The 20,064-nt window shown below is 65.2% G+C and carries 21 protein-coding genes; 10 read left to right on the forward strand and 11 right to left on the reverse strand.

The window, feature by feature from the left end:
- The first annotated feature begins 17 nt into the window (after positions 1-17).
- Complete coding sequence (locus QX126_RS06715) at positions 18-485, forward strand: hypothetical protein (RefSeq protein WP_315738095.1); 468 nt, start codon at positions 18-20, stop codon at positions 483-485.
- A 6-nt stretch (positions 486-491) separates the two neighbouring features.
- Here QX126_RS06715 and QX126_RS06720 read toward each other — a convergent pair whose 3' ends face one another.
- The gene (locus QX126_RS06720) at positions 492-722 is read right to left on the reverse strand and encodes a hypothetical protein (RefSeq protein ID WP_315738096.1); all 231 of its coding nucleotides are present in this window, start codon (positions 720-722) and stop codon (positions 492-494) included.
- 223 nt (positions 723-945) lie between these two features.
- Between QX126_RS06720 and QX126_RS06725 the strand changes: the two genes are divergently transcribed.
- Together QX126_RS06725 and QX126_RS06730 are read left to right on the forward strand one after the other, a co-directional pair.
- Positions 946-1,836, forward strand: a complete 891-nt coding sequence (locus QX126_RS06725) for a DMT family transporter (RefSeq protein ID WP_315770779.1) — start codon at positions 946-948, stop codon at positions 1,834-1,836.
- A 208-nt stretch (positions 1,837-2,044) separates the two neighbouring features.
- On the forward strand, positions 2,045-3,505 hold the full coding sequence (locus QX126_RS06730; RefSeq protein ID WP_315738098.1) for a caspase family protein: 1,461 nt from the start codon (positions 2,045-2,047) through the stop codon (positions 3,503-3,505).
- A 76-nt stretch (positions 3,506-3,581) separates the two neighbouring features.
- Here the strand turns inward: QX126_RS06730 and QX126_RS06735 are convergent, their stop codons facing one another.
- Together QX126_RS06735 and cysK are read right to left on the reverse strand one after the other, a co-directional pair.
- Positions 3,582-3,821 carry a BrnA antitoxin family protein gene (locus tag QX126_RS06735; RefSeq protein WP_315711784.1) on the reverse strand — a complete coding sequence of 80 codons (240 nt, stop codon included), beginning with the start codon at positions 3,819-3,821 and terminating at the stop codon, positions 3,582-3,584.
- A gap of 2 nt (positions 3,822-3,823) precedes the next feature.
- A complete protein-coding gene (gene cysK / locus QX126_RS06740; RefSeq protein WP_315738099.1) occupies positions 3,824-4,786 on the reverse strand; it encodes a cysteine synthase A in 963 nt (320 codons plus the stop codon).
- Positions 4,787-5,274: 488 nt separating this feature from the next.
- Here cysK and QX126_RS06745 point away from each other — a divergent pair, with 488 nt between their 5' ends.
- On the forward strand, positions 5,275-5,493 hold the full coding sequence (locus QX126_RS06745; RefSeq protein WP_315775303.1) for a hypothetical protein: 219 nt from the start codon (positions 5,275-5,277) through the stop codon (positions 5,491-5,493).
- Between the two features lie 174 nt (positions 5,494-5,667).
- Here QX126_RS06745 and tgt read toward each other — a convergent pair whose 3' ends face one another.
- Entirely contained in the window at positions 5,668-6,822 is a 1,155-nt protein-coding gene (gene tgt, locus QX126_RS06750) for a tRNA guanosine(34) transglycosylase Tgt (protein ID WP_315774922.1), read from the reverse strand.
- 271 nt (positions 6,823-7,093) lie between these two features.
- Here tgt and QX126_RS06755 point away from each other — a divergent pair, with 271 nt between their 5' ends.
- Positions 7,094-8,119: an aspartate-semialdehyde dehydrogenase gene (locus tag QX126_RS06755; protein ID WP_315738101.1), complete on the forward strand. Its 1,026-nt coding sequence runs from the start codon at positions 7,094-7,096 to the stop codon at positions 8,117-8,119.
- A 39-nt stretch (positions 8,120-8,158) separates the two neighbouring features.
- On the opposite strand, the gene queA is transcribed toward QX126_RS06755, so the two are convergent.
- From queA to coaD, 4 genes are all read right to left on the reverse strand, one after another.
- Complete coding sequence (gene queA, locus QX126_RS06760; protein ID WP_315780064.1) at positions 8,159-9,253, reverse strand: tRNA preQ1(34) S-adenosylmethionine ribosyltransferase-isomerase QueA; 1,095 nt, start codon at positions 9,251-9,253, stop codon at positions 8,159-8,161.
- 139 nt (positions 9,254-9,392) lie between these two features.
- Entirely contained in the window at positions 9,393-9,857 is a 465-nt protein-coding gene (locus QX126_RS06765) for a peptidylprolyl isomerase (RefSeq protein ID WP_315770783.1), read from the reverse strand.
- Between the two features lie 291 nt (positions 9,858-10,148).
- A complete protein-coding gene (locus tag QX126_RS06770; protein ID WP_315711771.1) occupies positions 10,149-10,712 on the reverse strand; it encodes a peptidylprolyl isomerase in 564 nt (187 codons plus the stop codon).
- 68 nt (positions 10,713-10,780) lie between these two features.
- Positions 10,781-11,275, reverse strand: a complete 495-nt coding sequence (coaD, locus tag QX126_RS06775) for a pantetheine-phosphate adenylyltransferase (RefSeq protein ID WP_315738104.1) — start codon at positions 11,273-11,275, stop codon at positions 10,781-10,783.
- Positions 11,276-11,565: 290 nt separating this feature from the next.
- Here coaD and QX126_RS06780 point away from each other — a divergent pair, with 290 nt between their 5' ends.
- Positions 11,566-11,823: a hypothetical protein gene (locus tag QX126_RS06780; protein WP_315738105.1), complete on the forward strand. Its 258-nt coding sequence runs from the start codon at positions 11,566-11,568 to the stop codon at positions 11,821-11,823.
- Positions 11,824-11,907: 84 nt separating this feature from the next.
- On the opposite strand, the gene gyrA is transcribed toward QX126_RS06780, so the two are convergent.
- The 3 genes from gyrA to QX126_RS06795 form a co-directional block, all read right to left on the reverse strand.
- Positions 11,908-14,658 (reverse strand): DNA gyrase subunit A, encoded by a 2,751-nt coding sequence (gene gyrA, locus QX126_RS06785; RefSeq protein ID WP_315780066.1) that lies wholly within the window; start codon positions 14,656-14,658, stop codon positions 11,908-11,910.
- A gap of 170 nt (positions 14,659-14,828) precedes the next feature.
- Positions 14,829-15,227: a DUF2306 domain-containing protein gene (locus QX126_RS06790; protein WP_315780068.1), complete on the reverse strand. Its 399-nt coding sequence runs from the start codon at positions 15,225-15,227 to the stop codon at positions 14,829-14,831.
- A 58-nt stretch (positions 15,228-15,285) separates the two neighbouring features.
- On the reverse strand, positions 15,286-15,786 hold the full coding sequence (locus tag QX126_RS06795) for a single-stranded DNA-binding protein (RefSeq protein ID WP_315738108.1): 501 nt from the start codon (positions 15,784-15,786) through the stop codon (positions 15,286-15,288).
- Between the two features lie 461 nt (positions 15,787-16,247).
- Between QX126_RS06795 and QX126_RS06800 the strand changes: the two genes are divergently transcribed.
- The 4 genes from QX126_RS06800 (at position 16,248) to QX126_RS06815 (ending at position 19,951) form a co-directional block, all read left to right on the forward strand.
- Positions 16,248-17,003 carry an outer membrane protein gene (locus QX126_RS06800; RefSeq protein WP_315780069.1) on the forward strand — a complete coding sequence of 252 codons (756 nt, stop codon included), beginning with the start codon at positions 16,248-16,250 and terminating at the stop codon, positions 17,001-17,003.
- 192 nt (positions 17,004-17,195) lie between these two features.
- Positions 17,196-17,951, forward strand: coding sequence for an outer membrane protein (locus QX126_RS06805; RefSeq protein ID WP_315774929.1), 756 nt, complete (start codon positions 17,196-17,198; stop codon positions 17,949-17,951).
- A gap of 273 nt (positions 17,952-18,224) precedes the next feature.
- A complete protein-coding gene (locus tag QX126_RS06810; protein ID WP_315780071.1) occupies positions 18,225-19,010 on the forward strand; it encodes an outer membrane protein in 786 nt (261 codons plus the stop codon).
- Positions 19,011-19,222: 212 nt separating this feature from the next.
- Positions 19,223-19,951: an outer membrane protein gene (locus QX126_RS06815; RefSeq protein WP_315780073.1), complete on the forward strand. Its 729-nt coding sequence runs from the start codon at positions 19,223-19,225 to the stop codon at positions 19,949-19,951.
- Positions 19,952-20,064: the final 113 nt, after the last annotated feature.

Raw genomic sequence — 20,064 nt, forward strand, 5'->3', positions numbered from 1 at the left:
AGCACGCGCTCCTGAAGATGGTGCGGCGGCTCGCAGCCGCCGCCGTCGTTTTGACGGCGGGTGTGACCGCTTCGCCGGGGCGCGCCGATCCCGGTCCCTTCACCGCCTTGGCCGGAACATGGGGCGGCAGCGGCACGGTTGCCCTCGAGGACGGCTCAACCGAGCGCATCCGGTGCCGGGCCCGTTATGGCGTCTCGGGACCGCGGATGACGCTCGTCCTGACCTGCGCCAGCGATGCCTACAAGTTCGCTCTGCAGGCCGAGGTGATCGCCGAGGGCTCCGCCATCTCGGGAACCTGGAGTGAGTCCAGCCGCGGCATCAGTGGCGTGCTGCAGGGACGCGGCGGCGGCGGCAACTTCCAGCTGGTTGCAACCACCGCCGGCTTCAATGCCAACATCGCGCTCGCCACCCGCGGTAACAGGCAGTCGGTATCGATCCGGGCCGACAGCCAGTTCCGCGCAGCCAACATTTCAATGTCGCGGTGATCCCGATCAGCCGCTGCGCTTGGCGCCGGGGACCGCACCTGCGGATGGCGCCGGAGCCAGCTGCGCGGCGGTGCGCTTGATGGTCTTGGCGACCAGCAGCGCCTGCTCCCGCGTCATGGCAAAGTCCTGCACACCTTTATGGGTGGTCAGCGACAGCACCATGAGATGAGGCTCCCGCTCCGGCCAGCCAGTGGCAAAGGCGGTCACGAAGTCGGCTGAAGCGGCGCGTTCGGTCATGTCTTGTCTCTGGCTGCCTTGGGCTGTTTCACGGGCTGTTTCGCGGCGGTCGCTTTAGGACGAAACACAGCCACACTCCACGTTTTTCTCGATGACACGCGTCCGTCGCGAGCAAAGCCTGTAGCGGCGTTGATGCACTGCACCGTTGATTTCATTTGCATTGCCCTGCACGCGAGGTGATACAGCGCGCCTTCGCCGCCCTCCTCCCTGTCTCCACCACCTCATGCATCGTCCCGCTTCGAAACTGATCGCCGCATTGTGGATGACGGGCTGGCTCAGCCTGATGCTGGTGATGGCGGTGGCCGGACGCGAAGCCATGCGCGAGCTCAACGTGTTCGAGCTGATGGAGCTGCGCTGCCTGATCGGCCTGGTGATGCTGTCGCCGGTCATCGCACTGAGCGGCGGCTTTGCCAGGCTGCGCACCTCGCGGCTCAAGCAGCACGCGGCGCGCAACCTCGTCCATTACGGCGCGCAGCTCGGCTGGTTCTTCGCGCTCACCTTGATCCCGATCGGCCAGGTGGTGGCGATCGAGTTCACGATGCCGATCTGGACGGCGCTGCTGGCAGCAGCCTTCCTCGGCGAGCGCATCACCCTGTTCAAGCTGGCGGCGATCGGGCTCGGCCTCGTCGGCGTCGTCGTGATCGTCCGCCCGGATACCGGGGCGGTCAATTCGGGACAGCTCATCGCGCTGGCCGCCGCGGTCGGCTTCGGCATCTCGATCGCTCTGGTCAAGCTGCTGACGCGCACTGAGCCCACCGTGTCGATCATCTTCTGGATGCTGGTGGTGCAATCCATCGCCGGCCTCATCCCTTCGCTCTTATTCTGGACGCCGCCATCGGCCACGACCTGGGGCTGGATCCTCCTCGTCGCCTTCTGTGGGACCTTCTCGCATTTCTGCATGGCGCGCGCGCTGCTCTACGCCGACGCCACCATCGTGGTGCCCATGGATTTTCTCCGCGTTCCGCTGACCGCCACCGTCGGCTGGCTGGTCTATGCGGAGCGTCTCGACGGATTGACCGTGCTCGGCGCTGCGTTGATTCTCGCCGGAAACTTGCTGAACCTGCGTCCGCCGCAACCTCGGCCCGTGCCGATCGGCGGTTCGGCAGGGACCTGAGGCGCCGGGGAGCCCCTGCCTCCCCTCGAGCGACGTGATTCGGATCACGAAACGGGCGCGCTACACGCGACCGTCGTGGATCTGGCGCAACACCCGCGAACTGGTTTGTGGCGGAAGCGTGATTTTTTGCTCGGGAACAAGACTTTTCGCGCCGATCCGCGACAAATGCTGCAGTGAACGCTTCGCTTGATCGTTGGGGGATCTCCTGATGCGCTATCTCACCGTCGCTCTGTCCCTGCTCTGCATGGTGCTGACCGCTGAAGCCGCCAAGGCCGACCGCCGCGTCGCCTTTGTCGTCGGAAACGGTGCCTATAAGAGCGTGGCTCAATTGCCGAACCCGCCGGTCGATGCCAAGGCCATGGCGGCAACCCTGCGCAACGTCGGCTTCGACGTCGTCGAGGGCACCAATCTCACGCGCGACAAGATGACCGAGAAGCTGCTCGATTTCGGTCGCAAGGCGCAGGGCGCCGATATTGCGGTGTTCTATTACGCCGGGCACGGCATCGCCATTGCCGGCACCAACTACCTGCTGCCGGTCGACGCCGACCTGAAGTCGGAAATGGACGTCAAGCTGGGCTCGGCCATCAACATCGACGTGACCCTCGACCAGACGATGGGCGACGCCAAGGTCAAGCTGGTGTTCCTCGATGCCTGCCGCGACAATCCGTTCGCCGCCAAGATCAAGTCGAACTCGCCGACCCGCAGCGTGTCGGTGCAGACCGGTCTGGCCGAGATGAAGTCCGGCGAGGGCACGCTGATCGCGTTCGCCACCGGCCCGGGCCAGACCGCCCTCGACGGCGAGGCCGGCGCCAACAGCCCGTTCACCCGCGCGCTGATCTCGCACATCGCCCAGCCCGGCATCGAGATCCAGCAGGCCATGACGGCGGTGCGCGCCCAGGTCAATGAGGAGACCAGCAAGGGCCAGTTGCCCTGGGGGCATACCAACCTGATCGGCGCGGTCTACCTCAACCCGGCGGCGGCCCCTGCTGCAACGGCCGCCACGGCCGGGACGACGCCGGCCGTCGCGACGGCCACCGTGACCGCGGGCGAGGCCGAGCTCGAATTCTGGCGCTCGGTGAAGGATTCCAACAAGCCGGAAGAGCTCAACGCCTATCTCGCGACCTACCCGAACGGGCAGTTCAAGTCGCTGGCGATGGCGCGCATCGCCGCGATCGAGAGCGGCGCCATCAACACCGCGACGCGCAATGTCGCCAAGGGCGTCGATCCCGCCACCTACACCGAGGAAGGCAGCCAGGTCAGCGAGGATCAGATCGGCCTCGACAAGACCAAGCGCCGCGACGTGCAGCGGCGGCTGACCGGCCTTGGCTTCGACACCAAGATGACAGGCGTGTTCGACGACCAGACCCGCGGCGTCATGAAGCGCTGGCAGGCGGCCCGCGGCTATCCGTCGACCGGATTCCTGACCAAGCTGCAGCACAAGGCGCTGCTGGCCGAGCCGCAGCCGGCGCCGGCGACCGCCGCAGTCGGTGACGAGGCCAAGCCGCGACGCGCCAAGCCGGCCGGCAACGTCGCTGCCGGTGGCCCGCCGCCGCAGGGCGCGCCCGTCTATCGCAATCCGCCGCCGCAGGACAACGCGGGCAACGCCGCCGGCGCCGCCTTCATCGGTGGCATGATGGGCGGTGTGCTCGGCAGCGCGCTGCGCCGGTAAACGTCGACGTCTCCCCCACGTCAAAAGCCCGGAGCACGAGCTCCGGGCTCTTTCGTTAGAATAATGGAGCCGGCCGTCAGAGCCCTGCCGCCTTGCGCAGCGCCGCGTTGATGCGGTCCTGCCAGCCCGGCCCTTCAGACTGAAAGTGCTCGAGCACGTCCTGGTCGATCCGCAACGTCACTTGCTCGCGCACGCCAGGGACCGCCGCCTTCTTCGGCGGCGCCTCCACCGGCTTGGTGGTCACCTTCTTGAACGCGGCCTCGGCCTCGGTACGGGCGTCAGCGAGGGTGCGGGGCCGCCGCGGCTGGTCGGCCATGATCAGATCCCCTCGAACAGCGCGGTGGACAGATAACGCTCGGAGAACGACGGCACGATCGCCAGGATTGTCTTGCCCGCGCTTTCCGGTCGCTTGCCGATCTCGATCGCGGCCGCAATCGCCGCGCCCGAGGAGATACCGCCGGGAATGCCCTCGTTGCGGGCCAGCGCACGCGATGTCTCGATCGCGGTCGTGCTGTTGATCTTGACGATCTCGTCGATCACGGACCGGTCGAGAATGTCGGGCACGAAGCCGGCACCGATGCCCTGGATCTTGTGCGGCGAGTGCTGGCCGCCCGACAGCACCGGGCTCTCCTCCGGCTCGACCGCGACGACCTTGAGGCCGGGCTTGCGCGACTTCAGCACCTGGCCGACGCCGGTGATGGTGCCACCGGTGCCGACGCCGGCGACGAAGACGTCGATATTGCCGGCCGTGTCGTTCCAGATCTCCTCGGCCGTGGTGCGACGATGAATGTCCGGATTGGCGAGGTTCTTAAACTGCTGCGGCATCACCGAGTTCGGCGTCGTCCGCAACAGCTCCTCGGCAGTGGCGATCGCGCCCTTCATGCCCTGCGACGCCGGCGTGAGCACGATCTCGGCGCCGAGGAAGGCGAGCATCTTGCGCCGCTCCACCGACATCGACTCCGGCATCACCAGCTTCAGCTTGTAGCCGCGCGCCGCCGCGACGAAGGCCAGCGCGATGCCGGTATTGCCCGAGGTCGGCTCGATCAGCACGGTGTCGGGCTTGATCACGCCGGCCTGCTCCATCGCCAGGATCATGCCGACGCCGATCCGATCCTTCACGCTCGCGGCGGGATTGAAGTATTCCAGCTTGGCGAGGATGGTCGCCTTGACGCCATGCTGCTCCGGCAGCTTTCGCAACCGCACAATCGGCGTATTGCCGAACGCGTCGACAATTGAATCAAATACGCGCCCGCGTCCGGGACGCTGTGCTGACGACTCCATGAAATCACTCCTCTGCGCGCCCCGCGCGACATCGACAACGCTTCTGACCATCTTCAGCGAGCCTGTTGCGCTGCGCAAGCACGTTTGCGCGATCTTAAGACGATCGCGGCGCACAACAAGTCGTGGCTAAATTGCGAAAAACCAACGCATTTGTGTTGCGACAAGGTCAATAAACCGGGTGTATGTTTGACTTCAGCCGGACGAAAATTCATGATGCAGGTCGACGGCAACCCGGGCGGACATCAGCAAGATGTCATCTTCGGAGTGATACAATCGGGGCGTTCGTGCCAAACGACACCGCCGTTGTAGAACAGACATAAGAACAGACCACCCAGACAAACTCTTTGTGTGACGGACTTGATATCCGCGAAAAGTTGGACTCGTCGGAAATAGACCCGTTCGAACGCGACTCGTTCGAAATCGACCCTTTCGAAATTGACGTCGTTCAAGCAGAGATCGCCCACAAAGAGATCGTACAGGAGGTCAATATGTCAGCACTCGCTGATCTCGTGTCGACCGCAACCGCCCGCCCGAATCCCCGCGGCTGCGATCTGCCGACATGCCCGGTCTGCGCCGACTCCATGATTGCCGCGGAGGCGTCGGCATACTTGGCCGACGATGCCATCAGCTATCTCTGGACCTGCGACACCTGCGGCTATGGCTTCGTCACCAAGCACTCCGTGAAAAGCCGTTTCGTCTGCAACTGAACGGCGCCAGGGCGAGAGAGTTCCGCGACGCGATATCACGGCCGTCCGTCGCTACGGATCGCACAACGGTCGGCCACCGGGCAGGTCGGCAATGCATCACCAGCACGATTTCATGTGGGCCGGCGCATAGGGGCGGGCTCACAACAAGCTGACGGCCTTCACCTGACGCGGCCGTCAGCCGGCGCGCGGGGCGATGTCGCCGCGGGCCCAATCCGCCTTGGTGCGCTCGTAGAATTCCGTGAAGCGCCCCTGTGCGATCGCCTCGCGCATCCCAGCCATCAATTGCTGGAAATAGGCAATGTTGATTTCCGACAGCAGCGTCGCGCCGAGCGCCTCGCCGGCCTTGATGAGATGATGCAGATAGGCGCGGGCATAGCTGCGCGCCGCCGGCCACGGGCTCTCTTCATCCAGCGGACGCGGGTCGTCGGCGTGACGCGCGTTGCGCAGGTTCACTGGCCCGAAGCGTGTGTAGGCGACGCCGTGGCGGCCGTTGCGGGTCGGCAGCACGCAGTCGAACATGTCGATGCCGCGCCTGACCGACTCCAGGAGATCGTCAGGCGTGCCGACGCCCATCAGGTAGCGTGGACGGTCGGCCGGCAGTGCCGGCGCGGTCGCCTCGATCATCTCGAGCATGACCGCCTGCGGCTCGCCGACGGCCAAGCCGCCGATCGCATAGCCGTGGAAGCCGATGTCGACCAGCGCCTGCGCGCTGGCGACGCGTAGCGCGGGCACGTCGCCGCCCTGCACGATGCCGAACAGCATGTAGCCTGCCGGCGCACTCTCGAAGGCGCGGCGGCAGCGTTCGGCCCAGCGCAGCGACAGCCGCATCGCGCGCTCGATGTCGTCGCGCTCGGCCGGCAACCGCACGCATTCGTCGAGCTGCATCGCGATGTCGGAGTTCAGCAGGCGCTGCACCTCGATGGCGCGCTCCGGCGACAGCTCGATTCTAGCGCCGTCGATATGCGAGCGGAACGTCACCGCCTGCTCCGTGACCTTGCGCAAGCCCGATAGCGACATCACCTGGAAGCCGCCGGAATCCGTCAGCATCGGACCGCCCCAGCCGGTGAAGCGCTGCAGGCCGCCGAGGGCGGCGATGCGCTCAGCCGTGGGCCGCAGCATCAGATGATAGGTGTTGCCGAGCACGATGTCGGCACCTGCCTCGCGCACGTCACGCCAGTGGATGCCCTTCATGGCGCCGGCGGTGCCGACAGGCATGAAGGCCGGCGTGCGGACCACGCCATGCGGCGTCGTCAGCCGGCCCGTGCGGGCCGCGCCGGAGGTCGCGAGCAATTCGAAGTGGTTGGGAAGGTCGCCAGCGGGAGAGCTCATGGCCGGCTTATTGCGTCAGGACGGCCCCCGATTCAACCGCGATGGCGCCGTTTCGCCCCTTTCGGCCGTTGACGGCGGTTCCGACCGCCCCTATGGTCCCGCGCCATGTCGACCTCGACCAAACGCACGACGAAAACCACCAAGCCCACGAGGGCCTCGGGAGGCGTGCGCGCGTAGTCGAACTCGATTGCGACCATCTTCGAACCGAAGCCCCGCCTGATGAAGGTCCGGGGCTTTTTTATTGCCCAAATTCCAACCGGAGACCTGAGACGTGCCCCACGATCCCACCATTGCCATCGTCGGCGTGACCGGCGCCGTCGGCGCCGAGTTCATCGCCACCCTGGACCGCCGCAACGTCCGCGTCGGCAAGCTCAAGGCGCTGGCGAGCGCCCGCTCGGCCGGCCAGACCGTGACCTTCCGCGGCCAGACCATCGTGATCGAGGAGCTGACCGAACGCTCCTTCGAGGGCGTCGACATCGCGCTGTTCTCGGCCGGCAGCGGCATTTCCAAGAAGTTCGCGCCGATCGCCGTGCGTTCCGGCGCCGTCGTGGTCGACAATTCCTCGGCCTTCCGCATGGACCCGAACGTGCCGCTGGTCATCCCCGAGATCAACGCCCGCCGAATCCGCGACCACAAGGGCATCATCGCCAATCCGAACTGCGCGGCGATCACGGCGCTGGTGCCGCTGTGGCCGATCCATCAGAAGAACCGCATCAAGCGCGTGATCATCTCGACCTATCAGGCCGCCAGCGGCGCCGGTGCGGCCGCGATGGACGAGCTGGTGCAGTCGACCCGCGCGAGCCTCAACGGCCAGGTCTACGCGCCCAAGGTGATGCCGCATCCGTTCGCCTTCAACCTGTTCAGCCACAACACCGCCATCGATCCCGAGACCGGCTACAACGACGAGGAGACCAAGGTCATCAACGAGACCCGCAAGATCTTCGAGGACGAGGGCATTGCGATCGGCGTCACCTGCGTGCGCGTGCCGGTGCTGCGCGCCCATTGCGAGTCGATCACCTTCGAATGCGAGAAGCCGATCACGGAAGATGAAGTCCGCCGCATCCTCGCCACCGCGCCGGGTGTGCGCGTCGTCGACGACCGCGCCAAGAACCACTTCCCCATGCCTGTCGACGCGTCGGGACAGGACGACGTGCTGGTCGGGCGCATCAGGAAGGATCTGTCCGATCCGTCAGGCCACTCGATCGCGATGTTCGTGGCCGCCGATCAGCTGCTCAAGGGCGCCGCGCTCAATGCGGTGCAGATCGCGGAGCTCTTGCCGGAGCGCGCGATGGCGTAGCTCTCAGGGCGAACTTGCAGGGTGGGCCTTTTGCCCACCCTACGGCTCGACGATGCGCTCGTCTGGCTGACGAAACAACAGACACGCATCGCCATAGGAATAGAAGCGATAGCCGCTGCGGATCGCATGCGCATAGGCCGCGTGCATCGTCTCCAAGCCGGCGAAGGCCGAGACCAGCATGAAGAGCGTCGAGCGTGGCAGATGGAAGTTGGTCATCAGGATATCGACCGCGCGGAAGCGATAGCCGGGCGTGATGAAGATCGACGTCTCCGCCTCGAACGGCGCGATCGTGCCGTCGGGCTGCGCCGCGCTCTCCACGAGCCGCAGCGACGTCGTGCCGACCGCAACGATGCGGCCGCCCTTGGCGCGCGCCTCGTTCAGCGCCGCGGCCGTCTCAGGCGTGAGGCTGCCCCACTCCGCATGCATGCGGTGGCCTTCGGTGTCATCGACCTTCACGGGCAGGAACGTGCCGGCGCCGACATGCAGGGTGACACGCTGCAGCCCGACGCCGCGCTCGCGCAGCCGCTGCTCCAGCGTCGGCGTGAAATGCAGCCCAGCCGTCGGCGCAGCCACCGCGCCCTCTTTGGCCGCGAACATGGTCTGATAATCTGTCGCGTCCTGCTCGTCTGCGGACCGCTTGCCGGCGATGTAGGGCGGCAGCGGCGGCCGGCCGAGATCGGCGATCGCTTGGTCGAGCGCGGGCCCATGGAACACAAAGGACAGCGTCAGCTCGCCCTCCTCGCCCTTGGCCTCGACGGTGGCGTCGAGATGGCCGAGCAGGCAGACCTTGCCCTCGTTGCCGAACCGGATCGTATCGCCTGGCGCGAGCTTCTTGGCGGGCCGCACCAGCGCCTGCCAGCGCGAGCCGTCGAGCCGCTTGATCAGGGTCGCCTCGATCTTCGCTTCGGTCTCGCGGCTGATGCGGCGACCGGACAGCTGCGCCGCGATCACCTTGGTGTCGTTGACGACGAGCTGATCACCCGGCTCCAGCCAGTCCGGCAGGTCGGCGACCGTGCGGTCGCGCAAGACACCGTCGCCCTGCACCACCAGCATGCGCGCGGACTCGCGCGGGCTCGCCGGGCGGAGCGCGATGTTTTCGGGGGGAAGATGGAAATCGAACAGGTCGGTGCGCATCGTCGTTCTGGGACGACCATCGGCCCTTCATTCCGGGGAGCGTGCGACAGCACGCGTCGCGAAGGATGAAGGCCCGACTGTCCGCCTCATGGTGCGAGACGCGTGCTGCGCACGCGCCTCACCGTGAGGATCGCAAAGTCTACGCCGCGTCGGCGGCCATGTAGGCCTTCACGATCTTGTCCGGGTTCTGCACCGGCTCGCCGCGCTTGATCTTGTCGACGTTCTCCATGCCCTCGGTGACCTTGCCCCAGACCGTGTACTGCTTGTCCAGGAAGCGGGCGTCGTCGAAGCAGATGAAGAACTGGCTGTCGCCTGAATCCGGATTGGCCGCACGCGCCATCGAGGCGGTGCCGCGCACATGCGGCTCGGCGTTGAACTCGGCCTTCAGCTTCTTGCCGGAGCCGCCCATGCCGCTGCCCTGCGGGCAGCCGGTCTGCGCCATGAAGCCGTCGATGACGCGGTGGAAGACGATGCCGTCGTAGAAGCCCTCGCGGACGAGCTCCTTGATGCGCGCGACATGGCCGGGCGCGAGATCGGGACGCATCTCGATGGTGACGGGGCCCTGGGTGGTTTCGAGGATCAAGGTATTTTCGGTCACAGCCATGCTGGTCTCTCGGTTTTTGTGGAATTGACGGGGGTCAGGACAAAGTAAATCCTGGGTCTGAAATGTCGCGGCGCCTTCCCATGTGCGGCCGTCACCCCTCCTGACGGCGATCCGAGCACGACGAGGCCCGCGATGCTGGTCGAGAATAGACCCAATGCGCTTAAAGCTGAAGCCACCGGCCCTGTCGATGTGACGGGGCGGCAGAATCGGCATGCCTCCGCGACGTGGCAAAAGGTTCCTTAATGCCTGAGGGAACCGGGCGCGAGACCCAGGTGCCCTGCTTTCTCGGACCTACTTGATGTCCGAGGCGACCTGCACCTTGACCATCTTGTCGGGATCGGTCACGGCGCCGCCCGACGAGCCCGGAGGCGCCTTCTTGAGCTTGTCGACGACGTCCATGCCCTGCACGACCTCGCCGATCACGGTGTATTGGCCGTTGAGGAAGGAGGCGTCGCCGAAGCAGATGAAGAACTGCGAGTTGGCAGAATCGACGCTATCGCCCCGGCGCGCCATGCCGACGGTGCCGCGCTTGAACGGCGTGCTCGAAAACTCCTGCTTCAGGTTCGGGTACTTCGAGCCGCCGGTGCCATTGAAGTTCTGGCCGTCACCGGTCTGCGCCATGAAGCCGTCCATGACGCGGTGGAACGGCACGTTGTTGTAGAAGCCTTCGCGCGCCAGCGTCTTCAGCCGCTCGGCATGCTGCGGCGCCAGATCGGTGCGCAGCTTGATGATGATGCGGCCCTTGGTGGTGTCGATGACCAGGGCATTCTGCTTGTCGAGCCCGGCAGGCAGCGACTGGGCCAACGCCGGCAATGCGAACACGAGAGCAAAGACGAAAGCGAGAGCGCGGATCATAGCAACTCCGATGGCATGAGACGATGAGGAGAGGAAGGCACCGCCGGAAGCGGCCGGTGCCTGAAGGATCAGTTGAACTTGGCCTTGAGACTTTCGGCCACCGACGGCGGCACGAAATGCGAGATCTCGCCGCCCATGGCGGCGATCTGGCGAACCAGCGTGGCGGCGATCGGGCGGACACTCACCGAGGCTGGAACGAACACCGTCTGGACCTGCGGTGCCATGGTCTGGTTCATGCCGGCCAACTGCATCTCGTAGTCGAAATCGGTGCCGTCGCGCAGGCCCCGGATCATCATGATCGCGCCGGCTTTTTCCGCGGCCGTGACGGTCAGATTGTCGTAGGTCGAAGCCTCGAAGCCGCAGCCCGCAGCGGCTGCGACGGGGCCGAAGATCTCATGCGCCATCGCCAGCCGCTCCTCGGTCGAGAACAGCGGCTTCTTGCCATGATGCACGCCGACCGCAACGATCAGGCGATCGCAGAGATGAACGGCCTGCCGGACCACATCGAGATGGCCGTTGGTGACGGGATCGAACGAGCCCGGATAGAGCGCAATGCGTTGCATGCGCCCGTCCTATACCGCCGGGAACAGGCCGGCAAGCCACCGCCAGGCCCGCTGGCGTGGCTGTGATGGGCAAAGAGTGGCCGAGACTGCACCGCAATGAAATGAGGTGCGACGCCGGGGGGCCGGAACTGTGGTCGGCTACCGCGATTGTTTCATCGGAACTTGGGACATGAAACACGCCGGGTCGAGAAGAAACCAATTCGCCCGTCCCGCGAAGACGTCTCGAAACCCGAGCTGATTATCAAATCCTTAACGAACAACGGGCCGAACGGCCCGGACAGGGGACCGTCATGATCAAAGCGCTATCTGCAGTCGCAGCTGCCGGCTTGGTGGCTGCCGGCATCACCGTCCTGCCCGGCTTCGCTCCTCAGGTTGAAGCCAGCGTGCCGCGTCCGCTCGCCAAGGCGGACCGCCTGGACATTCGCCCGATCGGCCGCGACTGCTCGCAGCAGGCTTGGCCGAACTTCGAAGCGGGCTGCCTGCGCAGCGCCGGCACCAGGGGAACGATCCGCGAGGCCAGGATGGTCTCCGTCGAGCGGACACAGTAAGGGCGAATAGCGAATAGCGAATAGCGAATAGCGGGAAGACTTGATTCCTCCTCTATTCGCTACTTCCTATTCGCCATTCGCAACTCACTCGCCATTCGTACCTTCAGTCCCGTTCCCACCGGTGCCGTTCTCGGTCTCCTCGCCGATATGCTCCACCGAAACGACGTGCTCATCATCGGCGGTGTCGAACACGATGACGCCCTGGGTCGAGCGTCCCGCGATGCGGATGCCGTCGACCGGGCAACGGATCAACTGCCCCTTGTCGGTCACCAGCATGATCTGATCGCCGTCCTCGACCGGGAATGAGGCGACGAGCTTGCCGTTGCGGTTGTTGACGGACATCGCGACGATGCCTTTGCCGCCGCGGCCGGTGGTGCGGTACTCGTAGGACGAGGTGCGCTTGCCGTAGCCGTTGACCGAGACGGTCAGCACCACCTGCTCCTGCGCGGACATCTCGACATAGCGTTCCTGCGACAGCTGGATCGCGCCAGCGGCCGCCTCCTCGCCCTCGGTCTCGACCGGCTCCTCGGTGGCAGCATCGCCCGACATCGCCCGGCGCATCTTCAAATAGGCCGTACGCTCGTCCGAGGTCGTCTCGACATGGCGCAGGATCGACAGCGAGATCACCTTGTCACCGCCGGCGAGCGCGATGCCGCGCACGCCCATCGAGGTCCGCCCGGTGAAGACGCGCACGTCGGTGACGGGGAATCGGATGCACTGCCCGCCCGACGCCGTGAGCAGCACGTCGTCACGCTCGGTGCAGATCTGCACGTTGACGATCTCCTCGCCCTCGTCGAGCTTCATCGCGATGATGCCGGAGCGGCGCACGTCGACGAAATCCGACAGCTTGTTGCGGCGGACGTTGCCGCCGGTGGTGGCGAACATCACGTCGAGATTGGCCCAGGAGGATTCATCCTCCGGCAGCGGCATGATCGTGGTAATGCGCTCGCCCTGCTCCAGCGGCAGGATGTTGATCAGCGCCTTGCCGCGCCCGTTGGGCGCCGCGATCGGCAGCCGCCAGACCTTCTCCTTGTAGACCTGGCCGCGCGACGAGAAGAACAGCACCGGCGTGTGCGTGGATGCCACGAACAGCCGGCTGACGAAATCCTCCTCGCGGGTCTGCATGCCCGAGCGGCCCTTGCCGCCGCGACGCTGCGCCCGATAGGCCGACAGCGGCACGCGCTTGGTGTAGCCCGCATGCGACACGGTCACGACCATGTCCTCGCGCTGGATCAGGTCCTCGTCCTCGACCTCGCCTTCCTGCTCGGCGATCACGGTGCGGCGCGGCGTGCCGAACTCCGCCTTCACGGCGGCGAGCTCGTCCTTGATGATGCCCTGAACCCGCGCCCGCGAGCGCAGGATGTCGAGATAGTCGTTGATCTCGACCTTGAGCTTGTCGAGCTCGTCGGAAATCTCCTCGCGGCCGAGCGCGGTCAGGCGCTGCAGACGCAGGTCGAGAATCGCCTTGGCCTGCTCGAACGACAACCGGATGGTGCCGTCCTCGGCCAGGCGATGGCGCGGATCGTCGATCAGCGTGATGATGGCCTCGACGTCGCGCGCCGGCCAGTCGCGCGACATCAACGCCTCGCGCGCCGTCGCAGGATCTGGCGAGGTCCTGATGACCCTGATGACCTCGTCGATATTGGCCACGGCCACGGCAAGGCCGACCAGGATATGAGCGCGGTCGCGCGCCTTGTTGAGCAGGAACTTGGTCCTGCGCGTGACGACACGCTCGCGGAACGCGACGAAGATCGTCAGCAGGTCCTTCAACGTCATCGTCTGCGGGCGGCCGCCGTCGAGCGCCAGCATATTGGCGGCAAAGCTCGTCTGCAGCGGCGTGAACTTGTAGAGCTGGTTGAGCACGACGTCCGGCACGGCGTCGCGCTTCAGCTCGACGACGACGCGGTAGCCGTCGCGGTCGCTTTCGTCGCGCAGGTCGGCGACGCCTTCGATCTTCTTCTCGCGCACCAGCTCGGCGATGCGCTCGACCATCGTGGCCTTGTTCACCTGGTAGGGGATCTCGGAGATGATGATCGCCTCGCGATCCTTGCGGATCGTATCGATCGTCACCTTGCCGCGCATCATGATCGAGCCGCGGCCCAGATGGTAGGCCGAGCGGGCGCCCGCGCGGCCAAGAATGATGCCGCCGGTCGGGAAATCCGGCCCCGGAATGATGTTGATGAGGTCATCGATCGTGAGCGCGGGATTGTCGATCAGCGCGATGCAGGCGTCGATCACCTCGCCGAGATTGTGCGGCGGGATGTTGGTGGCCATGCCGACCGCGATGCCGCCGGCGCCATTGACCAGCAGGTTCGGATATTTGGCCGGAAGAACCGACGGTTCCTTGTCCGAATTGTCGTAGTTCGGCTGGAAGTCGACGGTGTCCTTGTCGATGTCGTCGAGCAGCGGGATCGCCGACTTGGCGAGCTTGGCTTCGGTGTATCGATAGGCGGCCGGCGGATCGCCGTCGACGGAGCCGAAATTGCCCTGGCCGTCGATCAGCGGCACGCGCATCGAGAAGTCCTGCGCCATGCGCACCATGGCGTCGTAGATCGACTGGTCGCCATGCGGATGATATTTACCGATGACGTCGCCGACCACGCGCGCGGACTTGACGTATTTCTTGTCGGGCGTGTGCCCCTGCTCGTACATCGAATACAGGATGCGCCGGTGCACGGGCTTGAGGCCGTCGCGCGCATCGGGCAGCGCTCGCGACACGATCACGCTCATCGCGTAATCGAGGTAGGAGCGTTTCATCTCGTCGAGGATGGAAACGGGACGAATGTCGGAAGGTCCGCCCGGCTCGCCGGGCTTCTCATCTTCTTTATCGGACAAAGGGGATACCGGTCGGTTTTGACACGCGAAAATCGCTTGGAATCATATAGCGCAGGAGCGCGCCGCAGGCCACCCCCAAACCGAGGTGGGCCGCGCTTTTTCTGCTCGCCTTTCCAGGGACTTAACCACATGACACGGCTCCGCGAGGCTTGCTCGGGAACCGTCTCTGGCTAGGGCCCGAAGACCACCTTGTGCATGATCCGTCCGGGCAGCAGCGTGAACAGTCCGGCAATCACGAGGGCACCGGAAAACAGCGTGATCATGGCCCGGCGATGGGCCGCCACCCGATGGCGGTGCGCAGCCCACACCGCAAGCGGCAGCACGGCCAGCGTGTAGAGCGACAGCAGGTGGATCGGGCTCCATGGCCCGACCAGCCGGATGGTGTGGATCCAGAACGAGCTGGCTGCAACGGCCGCCATGAGCGCGACCCAGACCCAGCCGATCGTTCGATGCGGCAAGGTCCCCTTCGGGGCCGCGAACTGGACGAGTCCCAGCGCAAACGCCGACATCGCGGCGACGGCGTGCAGCAGGACGGCGGGTTCAGCGGCGAGCAGCGGTGCGAAGCTCATGCAACACCCCCGTGGTCAGATGGCAGCGGTCTGAACGTCGTGCCGCCGCCCCTGCGCCTCAGAACGGAATGTCGTCGTCCATGTCGCTGTTGCGTCCGCCACCGCCGGCCGAAGCGACCGCGCGGCGCGGCGGCGCCATCGACGGACCGCTGCTGCCGAAATCGCCGCCACCCATGTCATCGGAGAAGCTGCCGCCACCGCCGCCGCCCCGGCCATCGAGCATCGTCAAGGTCGAGTTGAAGCCCTGCAGAACGACCTCGGTCGAGTACTTCTCGACACCGCTCTGGTCGGTCCATTTGCGGGTCTGCAGCGCGCCCTCGATGTAAACCTTGGCGCCCTTCTTCAGATACTGCTCGGCGACCTTGCAAAGGCCCTCGTTGAAGATCACCACTCGGTGCCACTCGGTCTTTTCCTTGCGCTCGCCGGTCGCCTTGTCGCGCCACGTTTCCGACGTCGCAATGCTCAGATTGGCGATCGGCCGCCCATCCTGCGTACGCCGGATCTCGGGGTCCTTGCCAAGATTGCCGACCAGAATCACCTTGTTCACACTACCCGCCATCACCACTCTCCCGCGGTTCTCGATCATCGGACCGGCCGTCCACACCGGCCTCACGGCGTCCGGTGGCTAACCCTTCCTCTCGCGGCGGACCCTATACGGTTGCCGCGCGGTCCACCCGCCCTGTCCATTGCTTATCCACATATAGCAGGCGGAAGGCCATTGTTCCAGTTTTGTTCGCGCGCATATGTCCACAACCGTGCGTCGAGTTCCGCGAAACTCGATGGAACCGCAAGTCCTCGCAAATGGAACCCGGAAAAGTTCCATATTCACGAAAAAGGGATTAACTTTCATCAAGTTAGCTCGCCGCACTTCCTCCTCGGCTGTGGCTTTTGGGAGACGGTATCCAGGGTTGAATAGCGTATATTTCCGGACGGATTGGGGCCGCAAGCGTGGTCGCACCAACTTCACAGAAGTGCGTCTCCGGGGACCAATTTGGAGACGCCCAACGCGGGAGACTTGGGATGAAAAGAATTTTTCTCGGAGCTGTCAGCTTAATGGTTTTGGGGGCGCTGACGCCGGCGGGAGCCGCCGATCTCGCCGCCCGCCCGTACACGAAGGCCCCGGTGGTGGCGCCGGCGCCACTTCCGACCTGGGCCGGTTTCTATCTCGGTCTGCAGGGCGGCGGCGGCTGGGGCCGAAGCAACGAGACCTTCTTCGGAGCGCCCAATACGGCGATCTTTGCCGGCACTCAGAACTATAACACCAGCGGCGGCTTCATCGGCGGTGTGGTCGGCTACAACTGGCAGGTCGACAACATCGTGTTCGGTCTCGAGGGCGACTATCACTGGGCCGACATCAACGGCCGGTCGGGCGTCATCAACGCCGGTCTCGGCGATACCTACTTCACCAGGCTGCGCGGCTTCGGCGACATCAAGGGCCGCCTCGGCTGGGCTGCGGGTCCGGCGCTGTTCTTTGTCAGCGGCGGCGCTGCCGTCGGCGATCTCCAACACCGCTACGACGCAGCGCTCAATGGCGGCGCGGCGAATAGCTTCGCTCAGAACAACTGGCGCTGGGGTTGGACGATCGGTGCCGGCGCCGAGTACATGTTCGCGCCGAACTGGTCGGCCAAGGTCGAATACAACTATCTCGACTTCGGCAAGAGCTCGATTCAGTACAGCGCGGTTCCGGCCAATCGCTCCGAGTGGAGCGACACCGTGCACACCGTCAAGGCCGGCGTCTCCTATCACTTCAGCGGCCCGATCGTGTCGCGCTACTGATTGCACGCGCAAATCGAATGTGTCGAAAGGCCGGCTTCGCGCCGGCCTTTTTTGTGTGCCAGAACCGGTACTTGCTGGGCCGTTGTGTCATTTGGGTGACGGCTTTTTACGACGGAAGGGGCTATCAAGGTTCGGCGGGTGGGCGTTGGTGAGAGTGTGCGTGCGGGCGTCGGACTTGGTTTGGGGAATGCGATGAGAAGGCTGTTGCTGGGGGCGACAACTTCGCTGGCGCTGGGGATTGCGCCGGCCATCGCTGCCGACTTGCCCGCGCGCACCTTCACCAAAGCGCCTGCGATGATCACGACAATCTATGATTGGAGTGGCTTCTATATCGGCCTGAATGCCGGTGGCGCATCGGCCCGCACCTGCTGGACCAACAAGGTCAGCTTCGCCGGCGTGGCCGCAACCAACGCGGAAGGCTGCCATGATGCGACCGGCGCGCTGGCTGGCGGCCAGATCGGCTATCGCTGGCAGGCTGGCGGCTGGGTGTTCGGCGTCGAAGGCCAGGGAAACTGGGCCAACCTCAAGGGAAGCAACACCAGCCAGTTCGTCCCGCCCGTGACCAACCAGACCAAGATCAATGGGATCGGCTTGCTCACCGGCCAGATCGGCTATTCCTGGAACAACGTGCTCTGGTACGTGAAGGGCGGCGCCGCGGTTGCGGGTGAGAAGTACAACGGCCTGTCCACGGCAACCGGCGGTGTGCTCGACCAGTCCAGCGCCACGCGCTGGGGGGCGGCTGTCGGCACCGGCGTCGAGGTCGGCTTCGCCAAGAACTGGTCGGTCGCAGCCGAATACGAGCACCTGTTCATGGGCAACCGCACCCTCGGCTTCTCGGGCGTTCCCGGCGGAGCCGCCGGCCGGACCGATGCGGTCGGCCAGGACGTCGACATGGCGACGGTCCGCGTGAACTATCGCTGGGGCGGTCCCGTCGTATCCAAGCACTGACTTTTCCAAGCGCTGACCCTCGAGGACTGGCAGTCGAGGGTCTGACGCGCCAAGCGCTCACCCGCCCCTCGCGCCTCGGGACAGCTCTGCGATCTGCACGACCGGTCGCGATCTTTACCAGCCCTTAAGTACGTTCGGCACATCCCGCCCCGCGCCTGCTCCCGATCACGAGTTTAGAAAGCAGTCTCTCCTACAACCAGCAACAGGCCACCTTCGCGTGGGCCCGGATCGGAGGGATCCGGAGCGTGGTGTATTGGGACTGGGGAGAGACGAATGCAGAAGACGACCTTGATCTTGACCGCAAGCGCCGCGGCGCTGGGACTGACGCCGGCCTCAGCGGCCGACTTCGCGACGCGCCCTTACAGCAAGGCGCCGCCGCCGGCCTATGTCACGCCGCTGCCGAACTGGGCCGGGTTCTACCTCGGCGTCAATGGCGGCGCCGATTGGAGCCACAACTGCTGGACGCTCAATCGCGTCGGCGGCGTGCCGGTCGTGCCGACCCAGTCCGAAGGCTGCCACAATGCCTCGAGCGGCCTCATCGGCGGCCAGGTCGGCTATCGCTGGCAGGCGGCGAGCTGGGTGTTCGGCGTCGAGGCCCAGGGCAACTGGACCGACCTGAAGTCGTCCAATGCGAGCACGGCGGCGCTGGCTGCGGGCATCACCAACAACACCAAGACCGATGCGATCGGCCTGTTCACCGGCCAGGTCGGCTACGCCTGGGGCAACGTGCTCTGGTACGTGAAGGGCGGCGCCGCCGTCACCCACAACAAATACACCGGCACGGCGAATGCGGCTGCGCCCTTCCCGGTCGGCACGCTGCTGGATTCCGCCAGTGAGACCCGCTGGGGCGGCACCGTCGGCACGGGCGTCGAGTTCGGCTTCGCGCCGAACTGGTCGGTCGCCGTCGAGTACGACCACCTGTTCATGGGCTCGCGCGACATCAGCTTCCCGGCCACCGCAACCGTGCTGTCGCGCGTCGATACCATCAAGCAGGACATCGACATGGCGACAGTCCGGGTGAACTATCGATTCGGGGCGCCGATGGGCACGCGCTACTGAAAAAAGCCGCCGCTCGCACGCATTCGGAAAGGCCGGCCCTCGCGTCGGCCTTTTTCGTGTCAACAGCCCGGCAGCGTCGCGGCGTTTTTGTGCTAAATATATGATTTATAACGCTTTTTCGTTTCTGTGGCGGGCGCGTTACAGCCTCGCCGGGATGCCCTGTGTATGACTTGCCCATCGCTTGTCATTCCAACCTCCCGGGGGAGAATTTGATGAAGAAGTTGTTTGTGATCACGACGGCGCTCGTCGGCATCGCAACGGCCACGTCCGCTTCGGCGGCCGACATGGCGGCACGTCCCTATACGAAGGCGCCGCCGATGATGGTCGCCATCAACGACTGGGGCGGCTTCTACCTTGGCATCAACGGCGGCTATGGCACGAGCCGCAATTGCTGGACGCTCGTGAATGGCCCCGCCGAGGGCTGCCATAACGCCACCGGCGGCACGATCGGCGGTCAGTTCGGCTATCGCTGGCAGATGGGCTCGGTAGTGTTCGGCCTCGAGGCGCAGGGCAACTGGGCCGACCTCACCGGCAACAACGTCAGCCCGGTGTTCGCGCCCGATCGCAACCGCACCAAGCTCAGCGCCTTCGGCCTGTTCACTGGCCAGATCGGCTATTCCTTCGACAACGTCCTGCTCTACGCCAAGGGCGGCGCGGCCGTCACCGACACCAAGTACGAGATCTTTTCCGGCGTGATCAACACCGTGCTGGCCACCACGACCGTACACAAGTGGGGCGCGTCCGTCGGCGCTGGCGTCGAATACGCCTTCTCGCCGGGCTGGTCGGTCGGCTTCGAGTATGACCACCTGTTCATGGGCAACACGAACGTCCCGTTCCGTGGCGCGGTCTTCACCCAGACCGACACCATCAAGCAGGACGTCGACCTGTTCACGGCGCGCCTGAACTACCGCTTCGGCGGCCCGGTTGTCGCCAAATACTGATCGATCCGTTCGACAATCGAAAGTTCCAAAGGCCGGCGTAAGCCGGCCTTTTTGTTGCTCAGGAGCCGCCTTTGCCGCCCTGCAACACTCGGAACCAAGTAATTGAGTAACTT

The organism is Bradyrhizobium sp. SZCCHNPS1003, assembly GCF_032381555.1.
Taxonomy (GTDB): domain Bacteria; phylum Pseudomonadota; class Alphaproteobacteria; order Rhizobiales; family Xanthobacteraceae; genus Bradyrhizobium.